27 protein-coding genes are annotated in these 25,735 nt (G+C 68.8%); 21 read left to right on the forward strand and 6 right to left on the reverse strand.

What is annotated here, in order from left to right; genetic code table 11:
* The first annotated feature begins 70 nt into the window (after positions 1–70).
* On the forward strand, positions 71–1,354 hold the full coding sequence (locus tag ABD648_RS17255) for an MFS transporter (RefSeq protein WP_282216193.1): 1,284 nt from the start codon (positions 71–73) through the stop codon (positions 1,352–1,354).
* A gap of 54 nt (positions 1,355–1,408) precedes the next feature.
* A complete protein-coding gene (gene arfB / locus ABD648_RS17260; RefSeq protein WP_282216194.1) occupies positions 1,409–1,849 on the forward strand; it encodes an alternative ribosome rescue aminoacyl-tRNA hydrolase ArfB in 441 nt (146 codons plus the stop codon).
* A 29-nt stretch (positions 1,850–1,878) separates the two neighbouring features.
* Here the strand turns inward: arfB and ABD648_RS17265 are convergent, their stop codons facing one another.
* The 3 genes from ABD648_RS17265 to ABD648_RS17275 form a co-directional block, all read right to left on the reverse strand.
* The gene (locus ABD648_RS17265; protein WP_282216195.1) at positions 1,879–2,631 is read right to left on the reverse strand and encodes a hypothetical protein; all 753 of its coding nucleotides are present in this window, start codon (positions 2,629–2,631) and stop codon (positions 1,879–1,881) included.
* Positions 2,632–2,672: 41 nt separating this feature from the next.
* Positions 2,673–3,326 carry a DsbA family protein gene (locus ABD648_RS17270; RefSeq protein ID WP_282216196.1) on the reverse strand — a complete coding sequence of 218 codons (654 nt, stop codon included), beginning with the start codon at positions 3,324–3,326 and terminating at the stop codon, positions 2,673–2,675.
* A 67-nt stretch (positions 3,327–3,393) separates the two neighbouring features.
* Positions 3,394–3,822: a hypothetical protein gene (locus ABD648_RS17275; RefSeq protein WP_282216197.1), complete on the reverse strand. Its 429-nt coding sequence runs from the start codon at positions 3,820–3,822 to the stop codon at positions 3,394–3,396.
* A 75-nt stretch (positions 3,823–3,897) separates the two neighbouring features.
* On the opposite strand from ABD648_RS17275, the gene ABD648_RS17280 reads away from it, so the two are divergent.
* From ABD648_RS17280 to ABD648_RS17290, 3 genes are read left to right on the forward strand one after another with little or no spacing between them, the layout of a single operon-like run.
* Positions 3,898–4,248, forward strand: coding sequence for a PLD nuclease N-terminal domain-containing protein (locus ABD648_RS17280; RefSeq protein ID WP_282216198.1), 351 nt, complete (start codon positions 3,898–3,900; stop codon positions 4,246–4,248).
* Positions 4,245–5,912 (forward strand): 2-succinyl-5-enolpyruvyl-6-hydroxy-3-cyclohexene-1-carboxylic-acid synthase, encoded by a 1,668-nt coding sequence (menD, locus tag ABD648_RS17285; protein WP_282216199.1) that lies wholly within the window; start codon positions 4,245–4,247, stop codon positions 5,910–5,912. The genes ABD648_RS17280 and menD overlap by 4 nt, the downstream gene beginning before the upstream one ends.
* A gap of 16 nt (positions 5,913–5,928) precedes the next feature.
* Positions 5,929–6,771 carry a polyphosphate kinase 2 family protein gene (locus ABD648_RS17290; RefSeq protein ID WP_282216200.1) on the forward strand — a complete coding sequence of 281 codons (843 nt, stop codon included), beginning with the start codon at positions 5,929–5,931 and terminating at the stop codon, positions 6,769–6,771.
* 4 nt (positions 6,772–6,775) lie between these two features.
* Here the strand turns inward: ABD648_RS17290 and ABD648_RS17295 are convergent, their stop codons facing one another.
* Positions 6,776–8,029: an isochorismate synthase gene (locus ABD648_RS17295; protein ID WP_282216201.1), complete on the reverse strand. Its 1,254-nt coding sequence runs from the start codon at positions 8,027–8,029 to the stop codon at positions 6,776–6,778.
* 56 nt (positions 8,030–8,085) lie between these two features.
* Between ABD648_RS17295 and ABD648_RS17300 the strand changes: the two genes are divergently transcribed.
* The 6 genes from ABD648_RS17300 (at position 8,086) to ABD648_RS17325 (ending at position 14,084) form a co-directional block, all read left to right on the forward strand.
* On the forward strand, positions 8,086–8,649 hold the full coding sequence (locus tag ABD648_RS17300; protein WP_282216202.1) for a DUF402 domain-containing protein: 564 nt from the start codon (positions 8,086–8,088) through the stop codon (positions 8,647–8,649).
* Positions 8,646–9,365: a class I SAM-dependent methyltransferase gene (locus ABD648_RS17305; protein ID WP_282216203.1), complete on the forward strand. Its 720-nt coding sequence runs from the start codon at positions 8,646–8,648 to the stop codon at positions 9,363–9,365. The genes ABD648_RS17300 and ABD648_RS17305 overlap by 4 nt, the downstream gene beginning before the upstream one ends.
* Positions 9,366–9,412: 47 nt before the next feature.
* Positions 9,413–10,474 carry a polyprenyl synthetase family protein gene (locus ABD648_RS17310; protein WP_282216204.1) on the forward strand — a complete coding sequence of 354 codons (1,062 nt, stop codon included), beginning with the start codon at positions 9,413–9,415 and terminating at the stop codon, positions 10,472–10,474.
* Between the two features lie 61 nt (positions 10,475–10,535).
* A complete protein-coding gene (locus ABD648_RS17315) occupies positions 10,536–11,909 on the forward strand; it encodes an FAD-dependent oxidoreductase (protein ID WP_282216205.1) in 1,374 nt (457 codons plus the stop codon).
* A gap of 64 nt (positions 11,910–11,973) precedes the next feature.
* Positions 11,974–13,011, forward strand: a complete 1,038-nt coding sequence (locus tag ABD648_RS17320; RefSeq protein WP_282216206.1) for a hypothetical protein — start codon at positions 11,974–11,976, stop codon at positions 13,009–13,011.
* 35 nt (positions 13,012–13,046) lie between these two features.
* Positions 13,047–14,084, forward strand: a complete 1,038-nt coding sequence (locus ABD648_RS17325; protein WP_282216207.1) for an alpha/beta hydrolase — start codon at positions 13,047–13,049, stop codon at positions 14,082–14,084.
* Here the strand turns inward: ABD648_RS17325 and ABD648_RS17330 are convergent.
* Positions 14,059–14,691 (reverse strand): GntR family transcriptional regulator, encoded by a 633-nt coding sequence (locus ABD648_RS17330; RefSeq protein ID WP_282216208.1) that lies wholly within the window; start codon positions 14,689–14,691, stop codon positions 14,059–14,061. The two genes, ABD648_RS17325 and ABD648_RS17330, sit on opposite strands and share 26 nt — an antisense overlap.
* Positions 14,692–14,985: 294 nt before the next feature.
* On the reverse strand, positions 14,986–15,474 hold the full coding sequence (locus ABD648_RS17335; protein WP_282216209.1) for a YajQ family cyclic di-GMP-binding protein: 489 nt from the start codon (positions 15,472–15,474) through the stop codon (positions 14,986–14,988).
* A 187-nt stretch (positions 15,475–15,661) separates the two neighbouring features.
* Between ABD648_RS17335 and ABD648_RS17340 the strand changes: the two genes are divergently transcribed.
* From ABD648_RS17340 to fusA, 10 genes are all read left to right on the forward strand, one after another.
* On the forward strand, positions 15,662–16,870 hold the full coding sequence (locus ABD648_RS17340; protein WP_282216210.1) for a sugar ABC transporter substrate-binding protein: 1,209 nt from the start codon (positions 15,662–15,664) through the stop codon (positions 16,868–16,870).
* 70 nt (positions 16,871–16,940) lie between these two features.
* On the forward strand, positions 16,941–18,545 hold the full coding sequence (locus tag ABD648_RS17345) for an ABC transporter permease subunit (RefSeq protein WP_282216211.1): 1,605 nt from the start codon (positions 16,941–16,943) through the stop codon (positions 18,543–18,545).
* Positions 18,545–19,453: a sugar ABC transporter permease gene (locus ABD648_RS17350; protein WP_282216212.1), complete on the forward strand. Its 909-nt coding sequence runs from the start codon at positions 18,545–18,547 to the stop codon at positions 19,451–19,453. The genes ABD648_RS17345 and ABD648_RS17350 overlap by 1 nt, the downstream gene beginning before the upstream one ends.
* A gap of 157 nt (positions 19,454–19,610) precedes the next feature.
* On the forward strand, positions 19,611–19,763 hold the full coding sequence (locus tag ABD648_RS17355) for a hypothetical protein (RefSeq protein WP_282216213.1): 153 nt from the start codon (positions 19,611–19,613) through the stop codon (positions 19,761–19,763).
* Between the two features lie 120 nt (positions 19,764–19,883).
* Positions 19,884–20,900 (forward strand): ABC transporter, encoded by a 1,017-nt coding sequence (locus ABD648_RS17360; RefSeq protein ID WP_282216214.1) that lies wholly within the window; start codon positions 19,884–19,886, stop codon positions 20,898–20,900.
* A 125-nt stretch (positions 20,901–21,025) separates the two neighbouring features.
* Positions 21,026–21,400 (forward strand): hypothetical protein, encoded by a 375-nt coding sequence (locus ABD648_RS17365; protein WP_282216215.1) that lies wholly within the window; start codon positions 21,026–21,028, stop codon positions 21,398–21,400.
* A 60-nt stretch (positions 21,401–21,460) separates the two neighbouring features.
* On the forward strand, positions 21,461–22,108 hold the full coding sequence (locus tag ABD648_RS17370) for a spermidine/putrescine ABC transporter substrate-binding protein (protein ID WP_282216216.1): 648 nt from the start codon (positions 21,461–21,463) through the stop codon (positions 22,106–22,108).
* A 499-nt stretch (positions 22,109–22,607) separates the two neighbouring features.
* Positions 22,608–22,976: a 30S ribosomal protein S12 gene (gene rpsL, locus ABD648_RS17375; RefSeq protein ID WP_028502478.1), complete on the forward strand. Its 369-nt coding sequence runs from the start codon at positions 22,608–22,610 to the stop codon at positions 22,974–22,976.
* A 5-nt stretch (positions 22,977–22,981) separates the two neighbouring features.
* Entirely contained in the window at positions 22,982–23,455 is a 474-nt protein-coding gene (gene rpsG / locus ABD648_RS17380; protein WP_223622188.1) for a 30S ribosomal protein S7, read from the forward strand.
* A gap of 84 nt (positions 23,456–23,539) precedes the next feature.
* Positions 23,540–25,657, forward strand: coding sequence for an elongation factor G (fusA, locus tag ABD648_RS17385; protein ID WP_282216217.1), 2,118 nt, complete (start codon positions 23,540–23,542; stop codon positions 25,655–25,657).
* The last annotated feature ends 78 nt before the right edge of the window (positions 25,658–25,735 follow it).

A 25,735-nucleotide genomic window follows, 5' to 3' on the forward strand; every position in this document is an offset into this window, starting at 1 on the left:
GCTCCGAGCCTACCGCGTACTCGATCCGAAACTGGCTTGACACCAAAACTGGTATCGATGCACTTTCGGTATGACTTCACCCAATTTCTCGATCCGAAGCGCGAAGCGCGCCTGGATCATGCTCATCGTGCTCACGATGCTCACCGTCATCGGAATGACGGTCGTCCTCCCCGTTCTCCCCTTCGTCGTCCTGCAGTACGTCTCCGAGGAGAAGGACCTGGCCATCTGGGTCGGTGTCCTCGAGGCCGTCAACGGACTCTGCGCCTTCCTCATCGCGCCGTTCCTCGGACGCCTCTCCGATCGCTTCGGCCGCAGGCCCGTGATCATCGCCGCCGCCTTCGGTGCGGCGTTCTCGATGGCGCTGTTCGGCATCGGCGGCGCGCTCTGGGTGCTCGTTCTCGCGCGTGTCATCCAGGGGCTGACCGCCGGCGACCTGCCCGCTCTGTTCGCCTACCTCGCCGACATCACCCCTCCCGAGAAGCGCGCACAGCGATTCGGTCTGCTCGGTGCGCTCTCCGGCATCGGCATGATGATCGGCCCCGCGATCGGCGGACTCCTGGCGGCGATCAGCATCCAGCTCCCCGTCTTCCTCACCGCCGCCGTCGCGCTGACGATCGCGATCCTCAGCATCTTCCTGCTCCCCGAGAGCCTGAAGCCCGAGAACCGGATCGGCGCGATCGCCCTGCGCGAGATCCAGCCCTTCGCCGTGTTCAAGAACGCGTTCGGACGCCGGGAGCTCCGCGGGCTGATGATCGGCTTCGGCCTGCTCGCCCTCCCGTTCGGCTTCTTCGTGAACAACTTCAGCGTGCTCGCGCTCGACTCGATCCAGTGGGGGCCGACGCAGATCGGGCTGATGACGGCGGCGGTCGGCATCATCGACATCCTGATCCAGGGTGTGCTGCTCGGCATCCTGCTGCCTCGTATCGGCGAGCGCGGCGTGATCGTGAGCGGCATCGTGGCCCAGATGATCGGCCTCATCGGTCTCGCCGTCGTCGCCTCGATCTTCGCGCAGCCCTGGCTGTTCATCGTCGGAGCGCTCATGCTCGCCGCAGGGCAGGGCGCCTCGCAGGCGGCGATGGACGGTGCCATGTCGAACGCGGTCGGCGACGACGAGCAGGGCTGGCTCGGTGGGGCGACGCAGTCGCTCAACGCCGCGATGGGCACGGTCGCACCGCTCATCGCCGGCGCCCTGTACGTCACGGTCAGCCACGCCGCTCCGTACTGGCTCGGCGCCGCGCTCATGGTCGTCGCCGCGATCGTCGTGGGTCGTGCGCACATCGCGAACACGGCGAAGAGGTCGGCGATCACCGAGCCGATCGCCGAGCCGAGCGCGCAGGTCCCGGCGGTCGGCTGAGATCGGATGCTGCGCCGGGTCGTCCCGCGCTCGCGCGGGGAGGATGATGGTCCCATGGCCGCTCCTCATCGACCCGGCCTCCGCGTCACGGAGGGGGTCACGATCCCGGAGTCCGAGCTGTCCTGGCGGTTCTCCCGGTCATCCGGTCCGGGCGGGCAGGGCGTGAACACGGCCGATTCCCGCGCGGAGCTCGTCTGGGATGCCGCAGGCTCCGCCGCCCTCACCCCGGCGCAGCGCGAGCGGCTTCTCGAACGGCTGAGCGGGCGCCTCGTGGACGGAGTCCTGACGATCGCGGCATCCGAGCACCGCGCCCAGCTGCGCAACAGGGATGCCGCTCGTGCTCGGCTCGCGGCCCTGGTCGCCGAGGCGCTGCGGCCGCCGGCGCCGTCGCGCCGACCGACGAAGCCGAGTCGTGGTTCGAAGGAGCGGCGGCTGAAGGCCAAGCAGCGCCGCACCGACGTCAAGCAGCTGCGGCAGCGCCCCCGCGATTCCTGATCCGGCACCGGCCGCCGGCCGGTCCGGGATCAGCGCTGCGATCGCGGCATCGATGCAGGCGTGCGGCGGCGCGGCACGTAGTTCTTCCAGGCGGAGCGGAACCCCACGCCGCCGAAGGTCATGAACCCGGCGACGAAGACCGCTCCGACGGCGATACCGAGGCCGACGGCCCACTCGAACGTCCCGCCGCCGGCGATGATCGCCGAGCCGACGAGGAGCCCTGTCACGCACGAATCGACCACGATCAGCAGCATCACGGAGCTGCCGAGCAGGATGCTGACGCTCCGGTGTCGCAGGAACGAGTAGGTCATCTTCATTCCGGCCTGATCGTCGTAGGTCGAGGCGAGGAAGATCTCCTCGACGTGCGGATCGAGGTCGACGTACGCACCGCGGAGCCGGTTCATCGCGACCACGTACATCATGTCCTCCTCCGACACGTTCATGACCCGGAACAGCGTCATGAAGCCGATGAGGCTCAGGAACGCGAGGATCGCTATCGACGCGCCGCCGAACCACCCGGAGAACCCCGAGGCCTGCCCCAGAAGCCCGATCGTCACGAGTCCCGCCGACACGAGGGTGAGGAAGATCGTGATGCGGGTCAGCACCTCGCTCTGGGCGGTGCTGCGCGCGGCGAGCAGCCCCCAGTGCTCGGTCGCCAGGATCTGCGCGCGCCGAGCGAGCGCCGCATCCGACTCCGTCGCCGGTGCGGTGTGCTCGTCCTCGGATGCCGGGATCGTCTCGCCTTCGGGGGGAGGGGATTCCGACGCTGAGCGCTCGCTCATACCGACATCATGCACCCGCGGAAGTCGCACGCGACAGGTGTTCAGCCGTTCACGGCCTTCTCGATCGCCTGCTCGAGGTCGTCCCATTCCTGCAGCAGGACGGGCTCGCCGTCGATGAAGAACGAGGGCGTGCTGCTCACACCGAGCGTCTCGCCGTCGCTCTTGTCGGATTCGACGCGCTCCCGCGTCGCCGGGTCGGCGATCGCCGCGTCGTAGGCGGCCATGTCCAGCCCCAGCTCCTCGGCGAACCCGCGGAACACCGCCGGCGTCTCCTCGGTGTTCTCGCCCCACTGCGCCTGGGTCTCGAAAAGCCGGTGGTACATCTCCTCGAAACGGTCCTGCTGGGCTGCCGCCTCGGCAGCGAGGGCGGCCTGGGTCGAGTTCACGTGCCCGGGCAGCGGGAAGTAGCGCACCACGTAGGTGATCTCGCCCGCATACGTCGTGCGCAGGTCCTCGACGATCGGGTAGAACGCACCGCACGCCTCGCACTCGAAGTCGAGGAATTCGACGACGGTGACGGCATCCGCTCCGCCCTCGTCGAGGACGTGCGAATCGGCGCGGACGGCCTGCGGCGCGCCGCCCTCCGAGGGATCGGAGGCGGGCGCCCGCTGGGTGATGGCGTAGACGATGCCGACGATCAGCAGGACGACGGCGACGGCGATGGCGATCAGGGTCGCCTTGACAGAGGTTTTCATGGGGTCTCCAGACACAGGGGTACGACGGGATGGATGCCGCGCGAGGCGGCTCGAAGCGCGTCGAGGTTCAGGTGCGGGAGAGGGAGAGCTGCGTGAGGGTGAGAGCGGGAAGGAGCCGGGCGGGGCCGGCACGCGGCGGTGACGTCGGACGGGCAACGAGTCCGCCGAGTGCTCGGCCGGTCGCGCCGCGCAACCGCAGGAAGAGCAGGGCCAGTGCGACGCCGCAGAGCACCGCGATGACGCAGAGCGCCGCATCGGATGACAGGACATCGACCGCGGATGCTCCGTCGTGCTGCTCGCCGGAGTTCGAGGAGCCCGCGGGGTGCGCGACGCCCGGTGCGAGGCAGAGCGACGCATGCACGTCGGCCGAGCCGTGCGAGGTGGACCACGCTCCCACGACCAGCAGGAGCGCGAGGCCGACGGCGATGGCGATCCTGACGACCAGCATCCGCTCGGCCCGCGCTCGCGGCATCCGGTCCGGCGATGAGGGCAGCATTTCCCGCGCAGTCTAGCAACGGTGCCTCTGCCGACTCCGGAGCTGTGACACCGTGGACGCGCCTACACTGTAAGGGTGGCGAGACTACTGATCGTCGGGGGCTTCCTGGCCGCCGTGTTCTGGGTGTTCAGCATCGTCGACTGCGCTGTGCAGCCGGCGACGCGGCACCGTGGCGTGCCCAAGGCCGCCTGGATCGCCATCGTGGTGCTGATCCCCGTGATCGGCGGCATCCTCTGGTTCACGATCGGACGCCGTCGCGCGAACGATCAGAGCCAGCGTCGGGTGCTCGCTCCCGACGACGATCCCACGTTCCTCCAGAGCATCGGCAAGACCGAGCAGGACGCCCGCATCAAGCGCCTCGAAGAGGAGCTCGCGCGCCTGGACGAGGAGACCGACGAGCCTCCCGCCGCGGATTCGCGCCCGTGACATCATCGCCGGCATCCGATGCCGCGGCATCGCTGCTCGCCGATCTCGTCGTGCACGGAGTGCGCGACGTGGTGCTCTCGCCGGGGTCCCGTTCGCAGGCGCTCGCGCTCGCCGCGGTGCGCCTCGCCGATGAGGGCGCGCTCCGCGTGCACGTGCGCATCGATGAGCGCGTCGCCGGATTCACCGCGCTCGGCATCGGTCGGGAGACGGGTGTCCCCGCCGCGGTGATCTGCACCTCGGGCACGGCCGTCGCCAACCTGCTGCCCGCTGCGATGGAGGCATTCCACTCCGGAGTGCCGCTGCTGCTCCTCACCGCCGACCGCCCTCCTGAGCTGCGCGGTGTCGGGGCGAACCAGGCCACCCGGCAGGAGCGCTTCTTCGACCGCTGGGTGCGCGACCAGATCGACGCGCCCGTTCCCGGAGACGGCGAGTGGAGCGGCCTCGCGGCACGCGCGATCGAGGCGGCGATGGGCGTCTCGGACGCTGCCGCCGGTCTGCCCGGCGTCGCGGGCCCCGTGCATCTGAACCTGCCGTCGCGGGAGCCGCTCTCCGGACTCCCACCCGCGCTCGCGATCGTCTCGGGTGACGCGCCCCGCGCGGTCGCTGCCGAGTCCTTCGTGCTCGAGCTCGGACCTCGCACGGTGGTCGTCGCGGGCGCCGACGCGGGAGCGGCGGCCGAGGGGATCGCGCACGCCGGCGGCTGGCCCCTGATCGCCGAGATCGTCAGCGGGTCCCGCTTCGGCCGCCAGGTCGTGCACGGCTATCGTGCGCTCCTGCGGCGCGACGACCTCGGCGGCCGCATCGAGCGGGTGGTCGTCCTGGGCCATCCGACGCTGAGCCGCGAGGTGGCCGCGCTCCTGTCCCGGGAGGGCGTCGACGTCGTCGCCGTGCGACGGGGCGGCGAGGAGCTGAACCTCAACGGCCGCACCCTCGGTGTCGGCGCCGTCGTCGTCGCGGCCGGTGATGTCGACCGCACCTGGCTCGGCGAGTGGCTCGCGGCCTCCGCCGCCGAAGCCGTCGACCTGAGCGAGCACGCCCCCGATCCGGACGCCCTCGCATCGAAGGACTTCGCCGCCCGCCGGGACGCCGTCAAGGCCGAGCTCGACGCCGTCCGCCGTCCGCTCGACCGGGAGCTCCTCGTCGATGCGGTGTGGCGGGCGACGTGGCCGCACGACCGGCTGATGTTCGGGTCGTCGCGGCTCGTGCGCGTCGCCGACGCGGTGCTCGGCGGCAAGAAGGTCCCCGTGCACGCCAACCGCGGGCTGGCCGGCATCGACGGCACGATCGCCACCGCCACGGGCATCGCCCTCGCCAGCCAGGCCGCGGGCGCCCCGGGCATCACCCGCGTGCTGCTCGGCGATCTCGCGTTCCTGCACGACGTCGGCGCACTGCTGCTCCCGCCGGACGAGATCGAGCCCCGCGTGCAGGTCATCGTCGGCAACGACGGCGGCGGCACGATCTTCGACTCCCTCGAGGTCGCGGCATCCGCCCGTCCGGCCGATCTCGACCGCGCCTTCTACACGCCGCACACGGTGCGCCTCGAGCATCTCGCCCGCGCCTACGGCTGGGAGTACCAGCGCGTCACCACCCGCACCGCGCTCGATCAGGCGCTCACGTCGCCGCGTGGCGGACGTCAGATCATCGAGGTCCCGCTGCCGCGATGACTGGCAGGATGTGCGTATGAACGCGCACACCTGGACGAACACGCTGCGGGTCGCCGACGGCTTCCGCCTTGCCGACGTCGACCCCGACGCCAAGCCCGGTTACGACAAGGGCAAGGCGCACGGCGCGAAAGACCTCGCCGCGGGACTCGTGAATCTCAACGTCCTGCAGGAGCGGCTCTTCGCCGAGAGCCGCGTCGGCGTCGCGAAGGACTCGGTGCTGCTGGTGCTGCAGGCGATGGACTCGGCGGGCAAGGGCGGGATCGTGCGGCACGTCGTCGGCGGCGTCGACCCGCAGGGCGTCTCGCTCGCGGCGTTCAAGGCGCCGACCGCCGAGGAGCGCACGCACGACTTCCTCTGGCGCATCGAGAAGCGCCTTCCGGAGCCCGGGTTCATCGGGGTCTTCGACCGTTCCCACTACGAGGACGTGCTGATCGGACGCGTGCGCGAGCTCGCGGACGGACCAGAGATCGAGCGCCGCTACGACGCGATCAACGAGTTCGAGGCACGGGTGGCGGCATCCGGCACCCGCATCGTGAAGGTCATGCTGCACATCTCGCCGGAGGAGCAGAAGGCGCGTCTCATGGAGCGCCTCGAGCGCCCCGACAAGCACTGGAAGTACAACCCGGGCGACGTCGACGAACGGCTGCTGTGGCCGCAGTACATGGAGGCGTATCAGACCGTGTTCGACCGCACCTCCACCGAGGCCGCCCCCTGGTACGTCGTGCCGGCGAACTCCAAGTGGTTCGCGCGTCTGGCCGTGCAGGAGCTGCTGCTCGCGGCGCTCGAGGACATCGATCCGCAGTGGCCCGCCGCCGACTTCGACGTCGAGGCCGAGAAGAAGCGCCTCGCCGCGAGCTGAGCCGTCAGGCGAGCGCGTCGACCAGCGGGCGGAACTTGACCCTGGTCTCCAGCAGCTCCGACTCCGGGTCGGAGCCCGCGACGATGCCCGCGCCCGCGTACGCCGTCACGCGGATGTCGTCGTCGGCGGTGGTGAACTGCGCGCAGCGCAGCGCGATCGCCCACTCGCCGTTGCCCGCGGCATCCACCCATCCGACCGGCCCGGCATAGCGCCCGCGGTCGAACGGCTCGAGGTCGCGGATCGCGGCGATCGCGGCCGAGGTCGGCGTCCCGGCCACGGCGGCCGTCGGGTGCAGTGCCCGGATGAGGTCGAGCGCCGACTCGCCGTCGTCGAGCTCGCCCTCGACATCGGTGGCCAGGTGGAACAGGTTCGGCAGCTTGAGCAGGAACGGCTGCTCGCTCGCGGCCAGCGCCCGCGTATGCGGGCGGAGCGAGGCGAGCACGCTCTGCACGGCGTACTGGTGCTCGTCGAGGTCCTTGGTGCTCGAGGCGAGATGAGCGGATGCCGCGGTGTCGGCATCCGCGTCGGCTCCGCGTCCGATCGTGCCGGCGAGGACGCGTGCCGTGACCGTGCCCTTCTGCACGGTCACCAACGTCTCCGGGCTCGCTCCGATCAGTCCGTCCACCGAGAAGGCCCAGGTGTCGGGGTAGCCGGTCGACAGGGCGCGGACGAGGCGGCGCAGATCGGAGCCGGCCGGGATGCTGCCGGTGAGGTCTCTGGCCAGCACGACCTTGCTCAGCTCGCCGTCGGCGATGCGCGCGAGCGCGGCTCGGACCGAGTCCTGGTAGCCCTGCGGGCTCTGCGCACCGGGGCCCACGGTGCCCGCCCAGTGGGGTCCGTACGGCTGGGTGACGAGGTCCTCTTCCGTCGGCGGGGCGACAGCGATGCGGATGCGCGTGCGCCAGAAGCGGTCGCCGTGCCGGCCGAGCACCTGCGTCGGGACGATCAGCACGCTGTCGGCGGCCGACTCCTCATCGAAGGCGAATGCGCCGAAAGCCACCAGCCCGGTGCCGGGGAGCCCGACGGTGTCGTCGATCTCGGCCTGGCCGGCCATGCCCCGCCAGAAGGTGGCGAGGGACGCGCTGCGCGGCTCTGCTCCTCCGGCGGGCGGGCGGATGGCCGCCAGGGGCTCGCCGACCGAGACGATGCCGTCGCCACGGCGCAGCCAGGCGAGCGGGCGGGCGGGATCCGCGTAGGCCAGGAGGTCCTCGACCGGGTCGATCTCGCGGGTCTCCACGACCAGGTGGGTGGTGTGCACGTCTCCAGCCTATGCCGCGCGGAAGACCCGGATCCGCGTCGTCGTAGGGTGGGCGCATGAGCGATGCACGTCCTGCCGTCGGCGCCGAGATGATCTTCCAGTGGCGCAAGTGGGACGGATCCCCGCATTGGCGTCATGAGTGCGTGTACCTCGGCGCCGACCAGTGGGGCGACTGGATCGGACAGCCGGTCGGATGGCAGAGCGCCCGCCCCGGCGCGCAGTTCATCGCTGCGGGACCGAACGTCACCCTCGTGCCTCGGCAGACCGACTTCGCGCTCACGGTCAACCGCGATCACCCGAACGGCATGCGCATCTACATCGACCTCGGATGGGACGTCCGCTGGTCGGAGGACCCGCTGCTGGCGACCGGCATCGACATGGACCTCGACGTCGTGCGCGTCGAGGGCGAGCGCGGGACCTGGGTCGACGACCGTGACGAGTGGGCCGAGCACAGCGTGCAGTACGGCTATCCGGCCGAGATCATGACCCGCCTCGAAGCCCTCGCGCTCGACCTCGAGGAGCGCGTCCGCACCCGGGCCGCGCCGTTCGACGACGCCACGGCCGATGTCTGGCTCGACCGCCTCGAAGCCCTGGACCTCGCGCCTAGACTGAACGCGTGACCCCGAACGAGAAGAACCGCGCCGATCTCGGCAAGGACCCCGCCCGCGTGAGCGGCATGTTCGACCAGGTCGCCGCCGGCTACGACCGCACGAACACCGCGATGACCTTCGGCAACGACGCGCTCTGGCGCGCGGCGACCACGAGGGCCGTCGCGCCGAAGCCGGGGGAGCGCATCCTCGATCTCGGGGCGGGCACCGCTTCGTCCTCGGCATCCCTCGCCCGCAGCGGCGCCGAGGTGATCGCTGCCGACTTCTCGCCGGGGATGCTGGCCGAGGGGCAGCGCCGGCACGGCGCGATGCGCAACCTCTCCTTCGTGCAGGCCGACGCCACGGACCTGCCCTTCGCGGATGCCGAGTTCGACGCGGTCACGATGTCGTACGCCCTGCGCAACGTGAGCGACCCGAAGAAGGCGCTCCGCGAACTGCTCCGCGTGACCAAGCCGGGAGGGCGTCTCGTGATCAACGAGTTCTCCACACCGCCGGCCAAGATCTTCCGCGGCGCCTACCGCTTCTACAACGACCAGGTGCTGCCGCGGGTGGCCCGGGTCGCGGGCACGAACGGCGACGCCTACGACTACCTCAACGAGTCGATCCGCGAGTGGCCGGATCAGAAGAAGCTCTCGGCGTGGATCCGCGAAGCCGGCTGGGTCGACGTCGCGTACCGCAACCTCTCCTTCGGCATCGTCGCCCTGCACAGAGCCCGCAAGCCCGAGTGAGAATCCCGGGCGAAATCCGCTGCACCCGACGAAGGTAGGCTGGGACCGTGACTTCGAGCCCCATCGCCCCGGGTTCGCGACTGGCGAGCCGTCTCGGCTTCAGCGATCGCGTCTTCATCGGCCCCGCCGCCCGCGGCGTCGCGCGCGCCATCGAAGACGGTCTGGAGCGTGTCGAGACCGGGCTGGCCGAAGACGTGCGTGTCGCCGATCCGCTGGCCGACGCCGCGAGCCGGTATCTCTACGAGGCGGGCGGCAAGCGGATCCGTCCCGTGCTGACGCTGCTCGCCGCCCAGCTCGGCGAGGGGAACACGGACGAGGTGATCGACGTCGCGAAGGCGCTGGAGATCACGCATCTGGGCTCGCTGTACCACGACGATGTCATGGACGGGGCCGACCGTCGGCGCGGCGTCCCCGCCGCCCATGCGGTCTGGGGCAACAGCATCGCGATCCTCACCGGCGACATCCTGTTCTCGCGCGCCAGCCAGCTGATGTCACGGCTCGGCGAGCGCGCCATCCGTCTCCAGGCCGACACGTTCGAACGCCTCGTGCTCGGGCAGATGCACGAGACGATCGGCGCGCAGCCGGATGACGATCCGATCCAGTTCTACATCCAGGTGCTCGCCGACAAGACCGGTTCGCTGATCGCCGCCGCGACGCAGGGCGGAGTCATCTTCTCCAACGCCCCGGCCGAGTACGAAGAGCCGATGCGGGTCTATGGCGAGAAGATCGGCGTCGCGTTCCAGCTCATGGACGACGTGATCGACCTCTCGGCGAAGCCCGAGGACACCGGGAAGGTGCCGGGCACCGACCTGCGTGCCGGGGTGCCCACCATGCCCTACCTGCTGCTCAAGGCCGAGCCCGATGCGGCATCCGTCGACCTGGCCGCGCGCATCGACGCCGGGGTCGCCCTCATCGCCGACGGCGCCGATCCGGCGCTCCTCGACGGCCCTCTCGACGAGTTGCGCGACCATGCGGTGACGCAGAAGACCCTCGAACTCGCCCACGCCTGGACGCAGGATGCCATCGATGCGCTCGGCCCGCTCCCGCGCGGCACGGTGCGTGAGGCGCTGACCCGATTCGCTGAGACCCTCGCCGATCGCTCCAGCTGAATCCGGCCCTGCGACCCGCGAGGTCGCACGACGGGCGCGACGGCACACGAAAGGACCTCCCATGACCAAGCTCAGACTGGCCATCGTCGGTGCGGGCCCCGCAGGCATCTACGCCGCGGACATCCTGCTGAAGGCCGAGCGCAAGTTCGACGTCTCCATCGACCTGTTCGAACAGCTCCCGGCGCCCTACGGCCTGGTCCGCTACGGCGTCGCGCCCGATCACCCCCGCATCAAGGGCATCATCGGAGCGCTCCGGGATGTGCTCGACCGCGGCGACATCCGCCTGTTCGGAAACGTCCGCTTCGGCGAGGACATCACGCTCGAAGACCTCAAGCACCACTACAACGCCGTCATCTTCGCGACCGGCGCCATCCGGGACACGTCGATGGACATCCCCGGTGTCGACGCGGTCGCCTCCTACGGGGCGGCCGACTACGTCAGCTGGTTCGACGGCCACCCCGACGTCCCGCGCGAGTGGCCGCTGGACGCCGAGTCGGTCGCGGTGATCGGCAACGGCAACGTCGCGCTCGACGTCGCGCGGATGCTGGCCAAGCACGCGGAGGATCTGCTCGTCACCGAGGTGCCGGCGAACGTCTACGAGGGCCTGCAGGCCAGCGCAGTCACCGACGTGCACGTGTTCGGACGCCGCGGCCCCGCGCAGGTGAAGTTCACGCCGCTGGAGCTGCGCGAGCTCGGCGAGCTGCGCGATGTCGACATGGTCGTCTACGACGAGGACTTCGACTACGACGAGGCCTCGAAGGAGGCGGTCGCGAGCAACAAGCAGGTCATGGTGATCGACCGCGTCCTGCAGTCGTGGCGCAAGCGCGACTCGGTGAACAACGCGGGCGGCACGGCATCGCGGCGCCTGCACCTGCACTTCTGGGCGCGGCCCATCGAGGTCCGCAAGGACGAGGACGGCCGCGTCGCTGCGCTCGTCTACGAGCGCACCCAGCCGGACGGCGAGGGTGGAGCGGTCGGCACCGGCGAGCTGCGCGAGGTGCCGATCCAGGCGCTGTATCGTGCGATCGGCTACTTCGGCTCGCCCCTGCCCGGCGTCCCCTTCGACAAGAAGCACGGGGTCATCCCGAACCGCGAGGGCCAGGTGCTCGCGAAGGACTCCAACCAGCGCGTGCCCGGCATCTACGCGACGGGCTGGATCAAGCGCGGACCGGTCGGCCTGATCGGCCACACGAAGTCCGACGCCATGGAGACCGTCCGGCACATCATCAACGACCAGGGGTCGTGGTGGCAGCCGGAGGACCCGTCGGAGGAGTCGATCCCCGCCCTCCTGCAGGAGCGCGGAGTGAAGTGGACCGACCTCGAGGGGTGGCACCGTCTCGACGAGCACGAGATCGGACTCGGCGCACCGCACGAGCGCGCCCGAGTGAAGGTCGTTCCTCGCGACGAGATGGTGCGGGTCTCGCGCGGCGAGTAGGGCCGTCACCGGATCGTTGCGAGCAGGTCCCGACCTGTCGGAGATGCTCTCCTAGGCTGAGTGCATGCGACGCCGATCTCTCCTCATCCTCGGCGCGGTTGCGCTCCTGCTCGTGTCCGGCTGCACACCCACGCCCGACCCGAAGCCCACCGTGTCGGTCGATCCGTCGCCCTCGGCGACCCCGACGCCGACCCCCGATCCGATCGTCGCGCCGACGCCCGCGTTCGATGTGACCTGCGACGACGTGGCGGCGGAGATGTCCGCCCTCGTCGGCCCTCCCGCCGGTGCGGTCGAGGAGCACCTGTCGCTCGTCTCGATGCCCAACTGGTACCCCGGGCCCGCTCTGTATGCGTTCCAGCGGGCCGGGGGCATCGCCTGCTCGACGGGAGACGACTCGCGCAGCTGGGAGGTGACCATCGTTCCCGGAGCGCAGACCGTGATCACGGGCGCGGAATCCCGCGGCGGATGGTGGGGCGAGGAGGCCCGCTACGAGGGCAACGGGATGTGCGTCCTCCAGGTGGTCGACGGCGACGTCCTCGTCTCCGGTCTCGTGTTCGACCCGGAGCTTGCGGCCGACGACGCCGGGCGCATCGACGAGGGGCTGCGCCGCATCGCGGCCGCGGCCGTAGCCACGAGTACGCAGGTCGAGCTCGCCCCGAGCGACATCGTCGGAGTGGAGTGCGCCCGGTACCTGACCGCCGTGGAGCTCGGCGAGGACCTCGGCACCGAGGTCGTCCTCAGGGACTCCTTCGGCGGCTGGGGCATCCCGTCAGAGGTCTATCAGGTGGTCAACGGGTCGCGCATCTGCCACTACGCCTCCAACGGGAACGAGTACGAATCGCAGGGGTTCCTGACGATCACCACCCTGCCCGGCGGCGCGTGGGCCTTCGAGCGGATCGAGGGCGGCACAGCCGTCGAGATCGAGGGAGCGGATGCCGCACTCCGCGGCGTCGACGAGTTCGATCGCCCGCTGATCGATCTGCGTCTCGGTACGGATTGGATCCGCCTCACCACCTATCAGGGCTCCGGGATCTCGGACCTGACGCCGATCGCCGAGCAGGTCGTGCAGAACTTCACCGTCGGGCGTCCGGCGCCGCAGTAGTGTCCTCGGCTAACCTGGCGACGGGGGAGGAGCGCATGGCCGACTGGATCGCAGACGTTCTCGGCGACGAGTTCGAGCAGCTCACGCTCGCTCTCGGCGACGACGATCAGGGGCCGGTCGTGGCCACGCTCGTCCGTGCGCTGCCGCCCGAGCAGGGATGGTGGGATCGGCTGCGCGGACGGACCCCGATGCTCGACGGCGTCGACGTGCTGTACGTGCACGGCTGGTCCGACTACTTCTTCCAGAAGCGCCTCGCCCGCTTCTGGACATCGAGGGGAGCGCGCTTCTTCGCGCTCGACCTGCGCAAGTACGGCCGCAGCCTCCGCGACGGACAGACGCCGGGATATGTCGCCGATCTCGCGACCTACGACGAGGACATCGCCGCGGCGCTCGACGCGATGGGGCACGCGATCGATGGAAGCGACGGTCGCAAGCTGGTGCTCCTCGGTCACTCGACCGGCGGACTGGTCCTGAGCCTTTGGGCATCGCGCCATCCGGAGGCCGCGGATGCGGTGATCCTGAACAGTCCGTGGCTGGAGTTCCAGATCGCGCCGGTGCGTGCGGCGATCGCGCCGATGGTGGAGCTGCAGGCGAGGATCCGTCCGCGCGAGGTGGCCCCGCAGGTCGATCTCGGCTTCTACTCGAGGGCGCAGCAGGAGGTCGCGGATCCGGACGATCCGATGGAGGTGAATCCGCTCTGGCGCCCCGCGCAGACGATGGCGGTGTACGCCGGCTGGCTGCACGCCATCCTGTCAGGCCACCGGACGGTCGCGTCCGGGCTGTCGATCCCGGTGCCGGTCTGCGTGCTCCTCTCGGCTCGCTCGGCCGTGCCCACCCGGTGGTCGGAGGAGCTCACCGCCGCGGACTCCGTGCTGGTCGTCGACGACATCGCGCGCGCGGCCCTGCATCTCGGACCCTCCGTCACGGTGGAACGGATCGACGGTGCCCTGCACGACGTGTTCCTCTCCCGGCACGAGGCGAGGGAAGACGCGTATCGACGACTCGGACGCTGGGTCGCCGGCTGGCGTGCGTCCGACGGTCGCTCGATCACACGTAGTGCATCGCCCGGGTGAGGCGCTCCGCCTCGTCGCCGTCTCCGCGGAGGACGGCGTCATGGAAGTCGACGTAGACCTGCAGCATCCGTTCGCGGTCGTCGACCGGCACCGTCCAGTGGCGGAGATTGCGCAGCAGCGCGACGGTCGTCTCCTCGATGACCGTGCAGTGCTGGGCGTTCTCGCTGTGCGCGCCGAAGTAGGCGAAGACCGCCCATCGCGTGTTGGTGGTCAACGTGCTGTCATGGAGCGAGCCGTACATCGCCTGCACGAGTCGGGCGACGTGCTCGCGCTGCGACGCGGTGAGTCGCGGCACCGCCAGACGCGCGGCGATCCCCGCCTGGTACCCCGCGAACGCGAGAGACTGCGCGATGGTGTCGGTGGTGACCTGAGTGACCTCGGTGTATCTGCTGGGGTACATGATCACCATCCCCAGCCGCTCCAGGCGCTGCAGCGCCTCGCGCACCGGCGTCCGTGAGACGTGCAGCCGCTCGGCGACCTCGTGGTCTCGGATGCGCTGGCCCGGGGCCAGCGTCCCATCGACGATCTGCCGGCCGATGTGCTGGAAGACCTCGTCCGCCAGCAGCTGCTTGTTCTCGCTCGTGCTCTTCGTTCCCATGCTGCCCATGGACCCCCGCCCCCAGTTGCTTCCTTCTCCCCGGCCTCGTGATGCGCCCGGGTGGGCAACTTCATCACAGATCGCGCAGGATGCCAACACACTACGCGCAAAAGACTTTTCCGAAGTTCACATGACGCATGCTGCCTGCGGGCGCATCTCGAGTCGGGATCCCACCCAGTCTTGGGCATGCAAACCGGTATATCGATATGCGATCCGGAAACGACGAAACGATTCAGCGGATGCCCTGGCATCCGATGAATCGTCTCTGGTGTCGCGTTCGGTCTCGACGACCGTCGCGGAGGCTCAGCGGTAGTTGATGAACTGCAGGTCGACCTCGAGGTCGGAGCCGCGGAGCAGCGCCATCACGGACTGGAGATCGTCGCGGCTCTTGGACTGCACGCGCAGCTCGTCGCCCTGGATCTGGCTCTTGACGCCCTTCGGCCCCTCGTCGCGGATGATCTTGTTGATCTTCTTCGCGTTCTCGGAGGAGATGCCGTCCTTGAGGGTCGAGACGATGCGGAACTCCTTGCCGCTGGCGAAGGGGTCTCCGGATTCGAGGCTCTTCAGCGAGATGCCGCGCTTGATGAGCTTGGACTGGAACACGTCGAGGATGGCGTTCGCTCGCTCCTCCGTGTTGGCGATGATGAGGATCTGCTCGCCGCTCCACGCGATCGATGCTCCGGTGCCCTTGAAGTCGTAGCGCTGCTCGACCTCCTTGCGGGCCTGGTTGAGGGCGTTCTCGGCCTCCTGGTGATCCACTTTCGAGACGATGTCAAAGGAACTGTCAGCCATAGGAGAAGTGTATCGAGACTGCCGTATCCGTGAACTCGTGGAAGCGTTTTCAGCTGTCGGCCCCCTGCTGTGCCGGGTCACAGGTTGATATCGACAGCCTCTTCCCTTGTGAATCCCGCTGATCTCGTTGCATACTGTAAGCGCTTGCAGTACTGCAGGCCATCAGCACTGAGAGAGGCACACACCAATGAAGGTGAACAAGAGGGGCATCGTCGCGGCAGGCGCGATCGCCATCGTTTCGGCTCTGACGCTCGCCGGCTGCTCCACCGGGACCAGCGGTGACGACTCGTCCGGCGGCGACAAGGCCGGCACGCTGACCGTGTGGGTCGACGCGGAGCGCGTCGACGCGCTGCAGGGTGCTGCGGACTCGTACGAGGACAAGACCGGCGTCAAGGTCGAGCTCGTGGGCAAGTCGGTCGACGACATGAAGGACGACTTCATCCAGCAGGTCCCGACCGGCAAGGGCCCCGACGTCGTCATGGGCGCGCACGACTGGCTCGGCGAGCTCTCGACGAACGGGGTCGTGGCGCCTCTCGAGCTCGGCGACAGCTCCGCCGACTATCTGCCCGTCGCGCTTCAGGCCGCGACCTACGACGGCACCGTCTACATGCTCCCGTACGCGGTCGAGAACATCGCGGTTCTGCGCAACGCCGACCTCGTTCCCGCGGCCGCCACCAGCTTCGACGACATGATCTCGAAGGGCGCCTTCGTCGTGGAGCAGGGCGCCGAGGGCAACCCGTACCACCTCTACCCGTTCCAGACAGCCTTCGGCGCTCCGGTCTTCGGTACCGACGACTCGGGCAGCTACGACTCGACCGACCTGCAGCTCGGCAGCGCAGGCGGAACCGCCTTCGCGGCCTGGCTCGCCGCGCAGGGTGCCGCAGGCACGCTGAACACCGACATCGACGGCGAGATCGCCAAGCAGCAGTTCCTCGACGGCACCGCGGCCTTCTGGCTGACGGGCCCGTGGAACGTCGGCGCAGCCGTCGACGCCGGCATCAACGTCGCGATCGACCCCGTGCCGAGCCCGACGGCGGAGACGGCCTCGCCGTTCGCCGGAGTGAAGGGCTTCTTCGTCAGCTCCGAGTCGAAGAACAAGGTCGCAGCGAACGACTTCCTCGTGAACTACATCGGCACGGAGGACGTGCAGCTCGCGCTGTTCGAGGCCGGCAACGTCCTGCCCGCACTCACCGCCGCCGCCGACTCCGCGGCATCCGACCCGATCATCGCCGGCTTCCAGGCCGTCGGCGCCGACGCCGTCCCGATGCCGGCCATCCCGGCCATGGGCTCGGTCTGGCAGTTCTGGGGCGTCGCCGAGGCGGCGATCATCAACGGCGAGGACCCGACGACGACGTGGCAGAAGCTCGTCGACGACGTGACCGCGGCGATCAAGTAACAGCTGAGATACCGACTCTGCCGGGGTGGGCGTGCATCGCCCACCCCGGCAGGATCATGACGAGGACGACATGACAGAGACCGTCGAGCCCACGGCTCCGCCCACCCCGCGCCAGCGACAGGCAGCGAAGATCGCGGAGGCCGCGTCCGGCCCGATCGGCTGGCTGCTGCTGAAGATCCTGCTGCTCGCGGTCGTCGATGCGATCGCGCTCTACGCGGCGTTCGTGCTCTTCACCCACCAGGAGTGGCTGATCCTCGGGATCGTCGTCGCCGTCGCGGTCCTCGTCAACTATCTCTACTTCTCTCGCAAGCGCATCGCGGCGAAGTATCTGACGCCCGGCATCATCTTCCTGGTGGTGTTCCAGGTCTTCACGCTGCTCTACACGGGCTACATCGGCTTCACCAACTACGGCACGGGCCACAACGGCACCAAGGAACAGGCCATCTCCTCGCTCCTCGCCTCGGCGCAGGAGCGGGTCGAGGATTCGCCCACCTACCCGGTGACCGTCGTCGAGCAGTTCGGCGGCTACGGGCTGCTGGTCACCGACCCCGAGACCGGAGACGCGCTGCTCGGCACTGCGGAGCAGCCGCTGCAGGAGGTCGACGCGGAGTTCGAGGGAGGCCAGGCCGTCGCGGTCGAAGGCTGGACCACCCTGCCGCTCGCGACCGTGTTCACGCTCTCCGAAGAGCTCGACAAGCTCTCCGTCCCCTTCAGCGACGACCCGAACGACGGCAGCCTGCGCGCTCCGGACGGGCAGAAGGGCTACCTGTACGTCTCGACTCTCGAGTACGACGCGGATGCCGACACCATCACGGATACCGACAGCGGCACCGTCTACTCCGACACCGGCGCCGGCGCGTTCACGTCCGAGGCCGGGGCGGAGCTCCTGCCCGGGTGGCAGACGACCGTCGGGTTCGACAACTTCGTGCGCGCCGTCACCGACGCATCGATCCGCGGCCCGCTCATCTCGGTCACGATCTGGACCTTCGCCTTCGCCCTGATCTCGGTCGCGTCCACGTTCTTCCTGGGCCTGCTGCTCGCCCTGGTCTTCAACAACACCCGGATGCGGTTCCGCAACGGCTACCGCATCATCCTGATCCTCCCGTACGCGTTCCCCGCGTTCCTCTCGGCCCTCGTATGGGCAGGCATGATGAACGAGAGCTTCGGGTTCATCAACCAGGTCATCTTCGGCGGGGCATCCATCCCGTGGCTCACCGATCCGGCGCTCGCCAAGGTGTCGGTGCTGCTGGTGAACCTGTGGCTCGGCTTCCCGTACATGTTCCTGGTCTGCATGGGGGCGCTGCAGGGCATCCCGGAGGACGTGAACGAGGCCGCGGTCATGGACGGAGCGAACCCGTGGCAGGTCTTCCGCCGCATCAAGCTGCCGCTTCTGCTGGTGACGGTCGCCCCCCTGCTCATCTCGTCGTTCGCGTTCAACTTCAACAACTTCAACCTGATCTACATGCTGACCAAGGGCGGGCCGCGCTTCAGCGACGTGTCGATCCCGGTCGGTCACACCGACATCCTGATCTCGATGGTCTACAAGGTGGCCTTCACCGGACAGGCGCGCGACTACGGCTTGGCATCCGCCTTCACCATCCTGATCTTCATCGTGGTGGCGACGATCTCGATCATCAGCTTCCGCAAGACCAAGGCCCTCGAGGAGCTGAACTGATGAGCACTGCCAGCCCCGTCACCGTCGAGCGGAGCGTCGCCCCGCGCCGCCGCAGCTTCGGCGCCTGGTTCGCCGACACCGGATGGCGTCACCTCGTGGCCATCGTCGTCAGCGCCTTCGCGCTGTTCCCCCTGCTGTACGTGGTCTCGGCCTCGTTGAACCCGAAGGGCACGCTCACCGGATCGAACCAGCTCTTCTCCGCCATCGGGATCGACAGCTACGTGCGCATCCTCAGCGATCCGCAGAACCCCTACGGCCTGTGGTTCCTCAACACCCTGCTCGTCGCCGTCGTGACCGGAGCGGTCACGGTGTTCATCGGCGCCTGCGCGGCGTACGCCTTCTCGCGCATGCGCTTCGCCGGACGCCGGGTCGGGCTCGTCACGATCGTCGTCGTGCAGATGTTCCCCCAGCTGCTCGCGGTCGTCGCGATCTTCCTGCTGATGTCGACGCTGGGGGACTGGTTCCCCGCGATCGGGCTGAACACGCACACCGGGCTCATCCTCGTGTACCTCGGCGGCGCGCTGGGCGTGAACACGTATCTCATGTACGGCTTCTTCAACACGATCCCGAAGGAGATCGACGAGGCCGCCCGCATCGACGGCGCCGGTCACGCCCGCATCTTCTTCACGATCATCCTGCGCCTGGTCGCGCCCATCCTCGCGGTCGTCGGACTCCTGTCCTTCATCGGCACCGTCAACGAGTACGTGATCGCCAGCGTGATGCTCGTCGACGTCGAGCAGCAGACGCTCGTCGTCGGACTGACCAAGCTCGTCGCGAACCCGCGCTACGCGGACTGGTCGGCGTTCTCGGCCGGTGCGGTCATGGCCGCGATCCCGGTGATGATCCTGTTCCTCTTCCTGCAGAAGTACATCGTGGGCGGGCTCACGGCGGGAGCCACGAAGGGCTGAGCCGACGGGACTGGGGGAGGGGCACCTCCTCGTCCTCCTCGGATTCGTTCTCGTGCCGGCATCCGGGCTCTGGCTGGTGTGGCGGCTGCGCGGTCGCGCCGCCCGATGATCGGCGTTGCGACCGGTGCGACCGCCGCCGCGGGCCTACCGTGGAGGCATGGCACGGGTCGGCGGACGCAACCTCGCGATGAGCTGGGTGGCCGGCGTGATCTGCGCCGGGATCATCGGCGCCCTCGTGTGGTTCTCGATCCCCATCCTCCCGGTCCTCGCCGAGTTCGCCGGAGATGCGCTGCGCAGCGCGCTCCCCTGACGGCAACCCGACCGAAACCCGGGAAAACAGCGGTATGCCGACACGTCGGCACGCCTGCGTGAGCGGCCGCCCGCCCGGCGGTAGCCTCGCACTGCACACATCCGATGAGAGGCGCATCCCATGAGCGACCCTGAGCTTCACAAGCCCGAGAAGCCGGCAGACGTCGACGACGTCGTCGGCAGCGCGAACGCCGGTCTCGACGCCGCCGCCGCCGCGGGTGCGGACGTTCCCGGCACCTCGCCCGAGTCGCCGGAGAGCAAGCCCGTCGACCCCGACCTCGCCGCGTTCGAAGAGGCGGAGCGCGAGCACCCCGGCCTGTTCTCGTCGCCGACGCCCACGGAGTCCGCAGCGACGTCCGACGGCGCCAGGGACTACTCCGACGCGGATACGACCGCCGCGTTCGTCCCGCCCGTCTCGCGGCACGACGACGCCACGGCCGCGTACGACCGCGTCTCCTCGTACGACCGCGACGAGGCGCCCCTCGCCGACACGGCCTACGCTCCGCCCGCGGACCAGACCGAGACCCGCATCGTCCCCTCGGAGCCGCTGATCGCCGCTTCGGCTCAGGCGCCGCAGCCGATCTTCGTGCAGGCTCCCGAGCCGCCGCGCGACCGCGGCAACCGCGGCACGGCCGGTGCGATCGGTCTGCTCGCGACCGTCGCGTTCGCCGTCCTCTACCTCGGCGCCACGATCGGCTTCGGCGCGATCGCCGGTGACGTGACCGGTGAGAACATCGGCGAGGCGCTCGTCGCGCCGCTGCTCACCTGGGGCTACTGGACGCCTGTCGTGGTCTTCTTCCTCGGCTTCTGGCTGCTGGGCGCGATCATCAACCGCGGACGCTGGGGCCTCTGGGTCGTCTTCGGCATCGTCGTCGGTGTCATCGCCTACGCCGGACACATCCTCGGCCAGCTCTTCGAAGCCCCCTTCTGGAAGCTCACGGCATCCGAGGGGCTCGATCTCGCCGGCTCGCAGCTTCTCGCGCCGCTGGCGATCGCGGCCTTCGTGTTCGCGCGCGAGCTCACCGTCTGGTTCGGCGCGTGGGTCGCACGCAGCGGGGCACGCAAGACCGAGTACAACGCCGAGGCGCAGCGCGAGTACGAGCGCACCCTCGAAGCCGGTCCGACGCTCGCGAGGTAATCACGAACTCCACCACGCCGAACCCCCGCGGACCCGAGTCCGCGGGGGTTTCGGCTGTCCTGGCGATCGTCTTCGCCACCATCGGATTCTTCGCTCTCGCCGTATGCGGGCTGGGCGCGGTCAGCGTGCTGACGGATGCCGACATCATCGCCGTGCCGGGACTCGGACCTGTTCCGGGAGTCACCGGGATGCTGGCGGCCGTCGTCGCCTTCGCCCTCATGCTGTGGTCGACGCTCCGGCGGCAGCATCCATCCTTCGTCGCGACCATCGCGATCGCCCTCGTCACCGGGCTCGCCCATCTCGCGGGCGTCTGGGCGGCCGTGCTCATCGGCGTCGGCAACGTCATCATCGCCACGGCCGTGGCCGGCGACCTCGTCCGCGGGGGAGCGAGCGCGGTGCTGCTGCTGGCGGCCGCGATCGGCGCGTGGGGCGGCATCGCCCTGCGACGAACGCGCGCCGCTCGACCGCGCTGGCCCTGGGAGGGCGACGAAGACGAGTGACGCCCCGCCGTGACGCGGGAAATCGCGGCGGTGCCGCGCGACGCGCCGTACGCTGGAGGGGTGGAGCGCTCATTGGAGACGCAGGTGGACCAGGCCGTCGAGGCCTGGCTGCGCTGGGTGCCGCGCTGGGAGCCGGCGACGCATCGCGGACGCGTCGCGCCCTGCCGCCGCTGCCTGGGGTCCCCGATCCTGTCGGCCGCCGGCATCGGCGCCAACGCGCCGCACGGCGTGCAGCACGGTCTGTCTACCCGGATGAAGACGATCGTCGATCACGCCGTCGCCGACTACACATCTCGGAATCTCCCGATGCTGCAGCGCGAACTCGACGATCAGGCCGCACGCAACCGTGCACGCAGCTACCGGCCGTCCGAAGACCTCGACCCCGAGTTCGACGGCCTCCCGCTCGATCCCGAACCGGTGCCCGGCGCACCCTTCCTGTTCACGATCGCCGGGCTCGCCGATGACGCGGCCGATCAGCTGCCGCCCCTCCCGCCTCTGACGGAGGAGGCGAAGATCGCGCTGCGCCAGGAGGTCGCACTCGCCGACGAGTACGCCAACATGGTCGGGCGCGAGATCTGCGGCATCCTGCTCCGACACCGCCTGCACATCCAGGCCGCGATCTCGCAGCACGTCGAGCCGCAGATCGAGGCGCTGCTGGCGGAGCTCACGCAGTCGCTGGACTCTCCGTTCGACCCGGACGCTGCATAGCTTCCCGCATCATCCTGATGTATCGGCATACAGCGCCGAGATCCGTTGCTGCGTGCGTGCGCGCGAATCTAGTCTGACCGGATTCCTGCCCCACGCAGGGATGGACGCCCCGCAGCGCGGATGACGGCGATGCTCCGACGAAAGGACCGATCATGTTCGAATTCCCTCCCGCAGACGACCCGTGGTGGCTGACCTGCGACGCGCAGTTCCTCTGGGATCTGTACGGCCCCGGCAGCTGACCCCCTCTCTCCGTACGACGAGCCCCGCAGCAGACGCTGCGGGGCTCGTCTGCGTCCGGCGCTCATTTGACCGCCAGGTTACGCGGCATTACACTTGGTCAGGTGTGTGCACGTCTTGACGTGCGCACCGGGCGTCGGCACCTTGCCGGTCCGCCTCCACGGCATACCCACCACACAAAAGCCCGCCGATTCCGGCGTGCCGGTGGGGCATGATGTGAAACCCATCACGCTGTCACCGTGCAGCACTATGAGGAGAGAACGTGCCAACCATTCAGCAGTTGGTTCGCAAGGGTCGCTCGCCGAAGGTCACCAAGACCAAGACGCCAGCCCTGAAGTCGAACCCGCAGCAGGCCGGGGTCTGCACCCGCGTCTACACCACCACCCCGAAGAAGCCGAACTCGGCGATGCGCAAGGTCGCTCGTGTGAAGCTCCGCAACGGGACCGAGGTCACGGCCTACATCCCCGGTGAGGGTCACAACCTGCAGGAGCACTCGCTCGTGCTCGTCCGCGGCGGTCGTGTCAAGGACCTCCCCGGTGTGCGTTACAAGATCGTCCGCGGCGCCCTGGACACCCAGGCCGTCAAGAACCGTAAGCAGGCTCGTTCCCGCTACGGCGCGAAGAAGGGTTGAGTTAGATGCCTCGTAAGGGTCCCGCCCCCAAGCGTCCCGTGGTCAACGACCCGGTATACGGCGCTCCGATCGTCACCTCGCTGGTGAACAAGATCCTCGTCGACGGCAAGAAGTCGATCGCCGAGGCCATCGTCTACGGCGCCCTCAGCGGTGTCGAGGCGAAGAACGGCGGCCAGGACGCCGTCGCCACCCTGAAGAAGGCGCTCGACAACGTGCGCCCGACTCTCGAGGTCCGCAGCCGCCGCGTCGGTGGCTCGACCTACCAGGTGCCGATCGAGGTCAAGCCGCACCGCGCGAACACCCTCGCGCTGCGCTGGCTCGTGAGCTACGCCAAGGGTCGTCGTGAGAAGACGATGACCGAGCGTCTCCAGAACGAGATCCTGGACGCGTCGAACGGCCTGGGTGCCGCGGTCAAGCGCCGCGAGGACACGCACAAGATGGCCGAGTCGAACCGCGCGTTCGCTCACTACCGCTGGTAAACACTTCGCCCGCTCCCGGCCACACGCCGGGAGCGGGCACCCCCTCCGCGCAGTACGACTGCACGAAAAGATAAGGACACTCCTGTGGCACAAGACGTGCTCACCGACCTGAGCAAGGTCCGCAACATCGGCATCATGGCGCACATCGATGCCGGCAAGACGACGACGACCGAGCGCATCCTGTTCTACACGGGCGTCAACCACAAGCTCGGCGAGACGCACGATGGCGCCTCGACCACTGACTGGATGGAACAGGAGAAGGAGCGCGGCATCACGATCACGTCTGCCGCCGTGACCTGCTACTGGAACAAGAACCAGATCAACATCATCGACACCCCCGGTCACGTGGACTTCACGGTCGAGGTGGAGCGCTCGCTCCGCGTCCTCGACGGTGCCGTCGCCGTCTTCGACGGCAAGGAGGGCGTCGAGCCCCAGTCTGAGACCGTGTGGCGTCAGGCCGACAAGTACAACGTCCCGCGCATCTGCTTCGTCAACAAGATGGACAAGCTCGGCGCCGACTTCTACTTCACGGTCGACACGATCATCAACCGCCTCGGTGCGAAGCCGCTGGTCATCCAGCTGCCCATCGGTGCGGAGAACGACTTCATCGGCGTCGTCGACCTGGTCGAGATGCGCGCTCTCGTCTGGGCGGGCGACTCGAAGGGTGACGTCACGATGGGCGCCTCCTACGAGATCCAGGAGATCCCGGCCGACCTCAAGGAGAAGGCGGACGAGTACCGTCAGCAGCTCCTCGAGACCGTCGCCGAGACCGACGACGCGCTGCTCGAGAAGTTCTTCGGCGGCGAGGAGCTCACTGTCGCCGAGATCAAGGGCGCGATCCGCAAGCTCACCGTGGCTTCCGAGATCTACCCGGTCCTCTGCGGCTCGGCGTTCAAGAACCGCGGCGTCCAGCCGATGCTCGACGCGGTCGTCGACTACCTCCCGAACCCGCTCGACGTGGGTTCGATCGAGGCGCACGACCCGAAGGACTACGACACGATCATCGAGCGTCACCCCGACGCCAACGACCCGTTCGCAGCCCTGGCGTTCAAGGTCGCCGTGCACCCGTTCTTCGGTCGCCTCACCTATGTGCGCGTCTACTCGGGTCACCTCGACTCCGGCTCCGCGGTCATCAACTCGACCAAGGGCAAGAAGGAGCGCATCGGGAAGATCTTCCAGATGCACGCCAACAAGGAGATCCCCGTCGCCTCGGTGACCGCCGGAAACATCTACGCGGTCATCGGTCTGAAGGACACCACCACCGGTGACACCCTGACCGACCCGGCCTCGCCGGTCGTCCTCGAGTCGATGACGTTCCCCGAGCCCGTCATCGAGGTCGCCATCGAGCCGAAGACCAAGGCCGACCAGGAGAAGCTGGGTGTCGCCATCCAGAAGCTCGCTGAGGAGGACCCGACCTTCCGCACGGAGCTCAACCCCGAGACCGGTCAGACGACCATCAAGGGCATGGGCGAGCTGCACCTCGACATCCTCGTCGATCGCATGAAGCGCGAGTTCAACGTCGAGGCGAACGTCGGCAAGCCCCAGGTGGCCTACCGCGAGACGATCCGCAAGAACGTCGAGAAGCACGACTACACCCACAAGAAGCAGACGGGTGGATCGGGTCAGTTCGCCAAGATCCAGTTCAACATCGAGCCGCTCGATCTGGACGACGAGAAGACGTACGAGTTCGTGAACGCCGTCACCGGTGGTCGCATCCCGCGCGAGTACATCGGCTCGATCGACGCCGGTTTCCAGGACGCCATGAACGTCGGAGTCCTCGCGGGCTACCCGATCGTCGGCGTCAAGGCGACCATCGTCGATGGTGCGGCGCACGACGTCGACTCCTCGGAGATGGCGTTCAAGATCGCCGGATCGATGGGTATGAAGGAGGCTCTCCGTCGGGCGAGCCCCGTGCTGCTCGAGCCGCTGATGGCCGTCGAGGTCCGTACGCCCGAGGAGTACATGGGTGACGTCATCGGCGACCTGAACTCCCGTCGTGGCCAGATCCAGTCGATGGAGGATGCCGCAGGCGTCAAGGTCGTGCGTGCACACGTGCCGCTGTCCGAGATGTTCGGCTACATCGGCGACCTGCGCTCGAAGACCTCGGGTCGCGCCGTCTACTCGATGGAGTTCAACAGCTACGCTGAGGTTCCCCGCAACGTGGCCGACGAGATCGTCCAGAAGCACCAGGGCGGCGAGTAGTCATCTTCCTGGGAGTCGGATTCCCCTGAGCCTGTCGAAGGGCCGGCTCCCAGGTCCCCTACAACTTCACATTCCCTC

Source organism: Microbacterium luteolum, from assembly GCF_039533965.1.
GTDB lineage: Bacteria > Actinomycetota > Actinomycetes > Actinomycetales > Microbacteriaceae > Microbacterium > Microbacterium luteolum.

Coding starts and splice junctions, on each gene's coding strand:
- ABD648_RS17255 (WP_282216193.1), top strand. CDS start 71: ATGACTTCACCCAATTTCTCGATCCGAAGCGCGAAGCGCGCCTGGATC.
- arfB (WP_282216194.1), top strand. CDS start 1,409: ATGGCCGCTCCTCATCGACCCGGCCTCCGCGTCACGGAGGGGGTCACG.
- ABD648_RS17265 (WP_282216195.1), bottom strand. CDS start 2,631: ATGAGCGAGCGCTCAGCGTCGGAATCCCCTCCCCCCGAAGGCGAGACG.
- ABD648_RS17270 (WP_282216196.1), bottom strand. CDS start 3,326: ATGAAAACCTCTGTCAAGGCGACCCTGATCGCCATCGCCGTCGCCGTC.
- ABD648_RS17275 (WP_282216197.1), bottom strand. CDS start 3,822: ATGCTGCCCTCATCGCCGGACCGGATGCCGCGAGCGCGGGCCGAGCGG.
- ABD648_RS17290 (WP_282216200.1), top strand. CDS start 5,929: ATGAACGCGCACACCTGGACGAACACGCTGCGGGTCGCCGACGGCTTC.
- ABD648_RS17300 (WP_282216202.1), top strand. CDS start 8,086: ATGAGCGATGCACGTCCTGCCGTCGGCGCCGAGATGATCTTCCAGTGG.
- ABD648_RS17315 (WP_282216205.1), top strand. CDS start 10,536: ATGACCAAGCTCAGACTGGCCATCGTCGGTGCGGGCCCCGCAGGCATC.
- ABD648_RS17320 (WP_282216206.1), top strand. CDS start 11,974: ATGCGACGCCGATCTCTCCTCATCCTCGGCGCGGTTGCGCTCCTGCTC.
- ABD648_RS17325 (WP_282216207.1), top strand. CDS start 13,047: ATGGCCGACTGGATCGCAGACGTTCTCGGCGACGAGTTCGAGCAGCTC.
- ABD648_RS17330 (WP_282216208.1), bottom strand. CDS start 14,691: ATGGGCAGCATGGGAACGAAGAGCACGAGCGAGAACAAGCAGCTGCTG.
- ABD648_RS17335 (WP_282216209.1), bottom strand. CDS start 15,474: ATGGCTGACAGTTCCTTTGACATCGTCTCGAAAGTGGATCACCAGGAG.
- ABD648_RS17340 (WP_282216210.1), top strand. CDS start 15,662: ATGAAGGTGAACAAGAGGGGCATCGTCGCGGCAGGCGCGATCGCCATC.
- ABD648_RS17345 (WP_282216211.1), top strand. CDS start 16,941: ATGACAGAGACCGTCGAGCCCACGGCTCCGCCCACCCCGCGCCAGCGA.
- ABD648_RS17350 (WP_282216212.1), top strand. CDS start 18,545: ATGAGCACTGCCAGCCCCGTCACCGTCGAGCGGAGCGTCGCCCCGCGC.
- ABD648_RS17355 (WP_282216213.1), top strand. CDS start 19,611: ATGGCACGGGTCGGCGGACGCAACCTCGCGATGAGCTGGGTGGCCGGC.
- ABD648_RS17360 (WP_282216214.1), top strand. CDS start 19,884: ATGAGCGACCCTGAGCTTCACAAGCCCGAGAAGCCGGCAGACGTCGAC.
- rpsG (WP_223622188.1), top strand. CDS start 22,982: ATGCCTCGTAAGGGTCCCGCCCCCAAGCGTCCCGTGGTCAACGACCCG.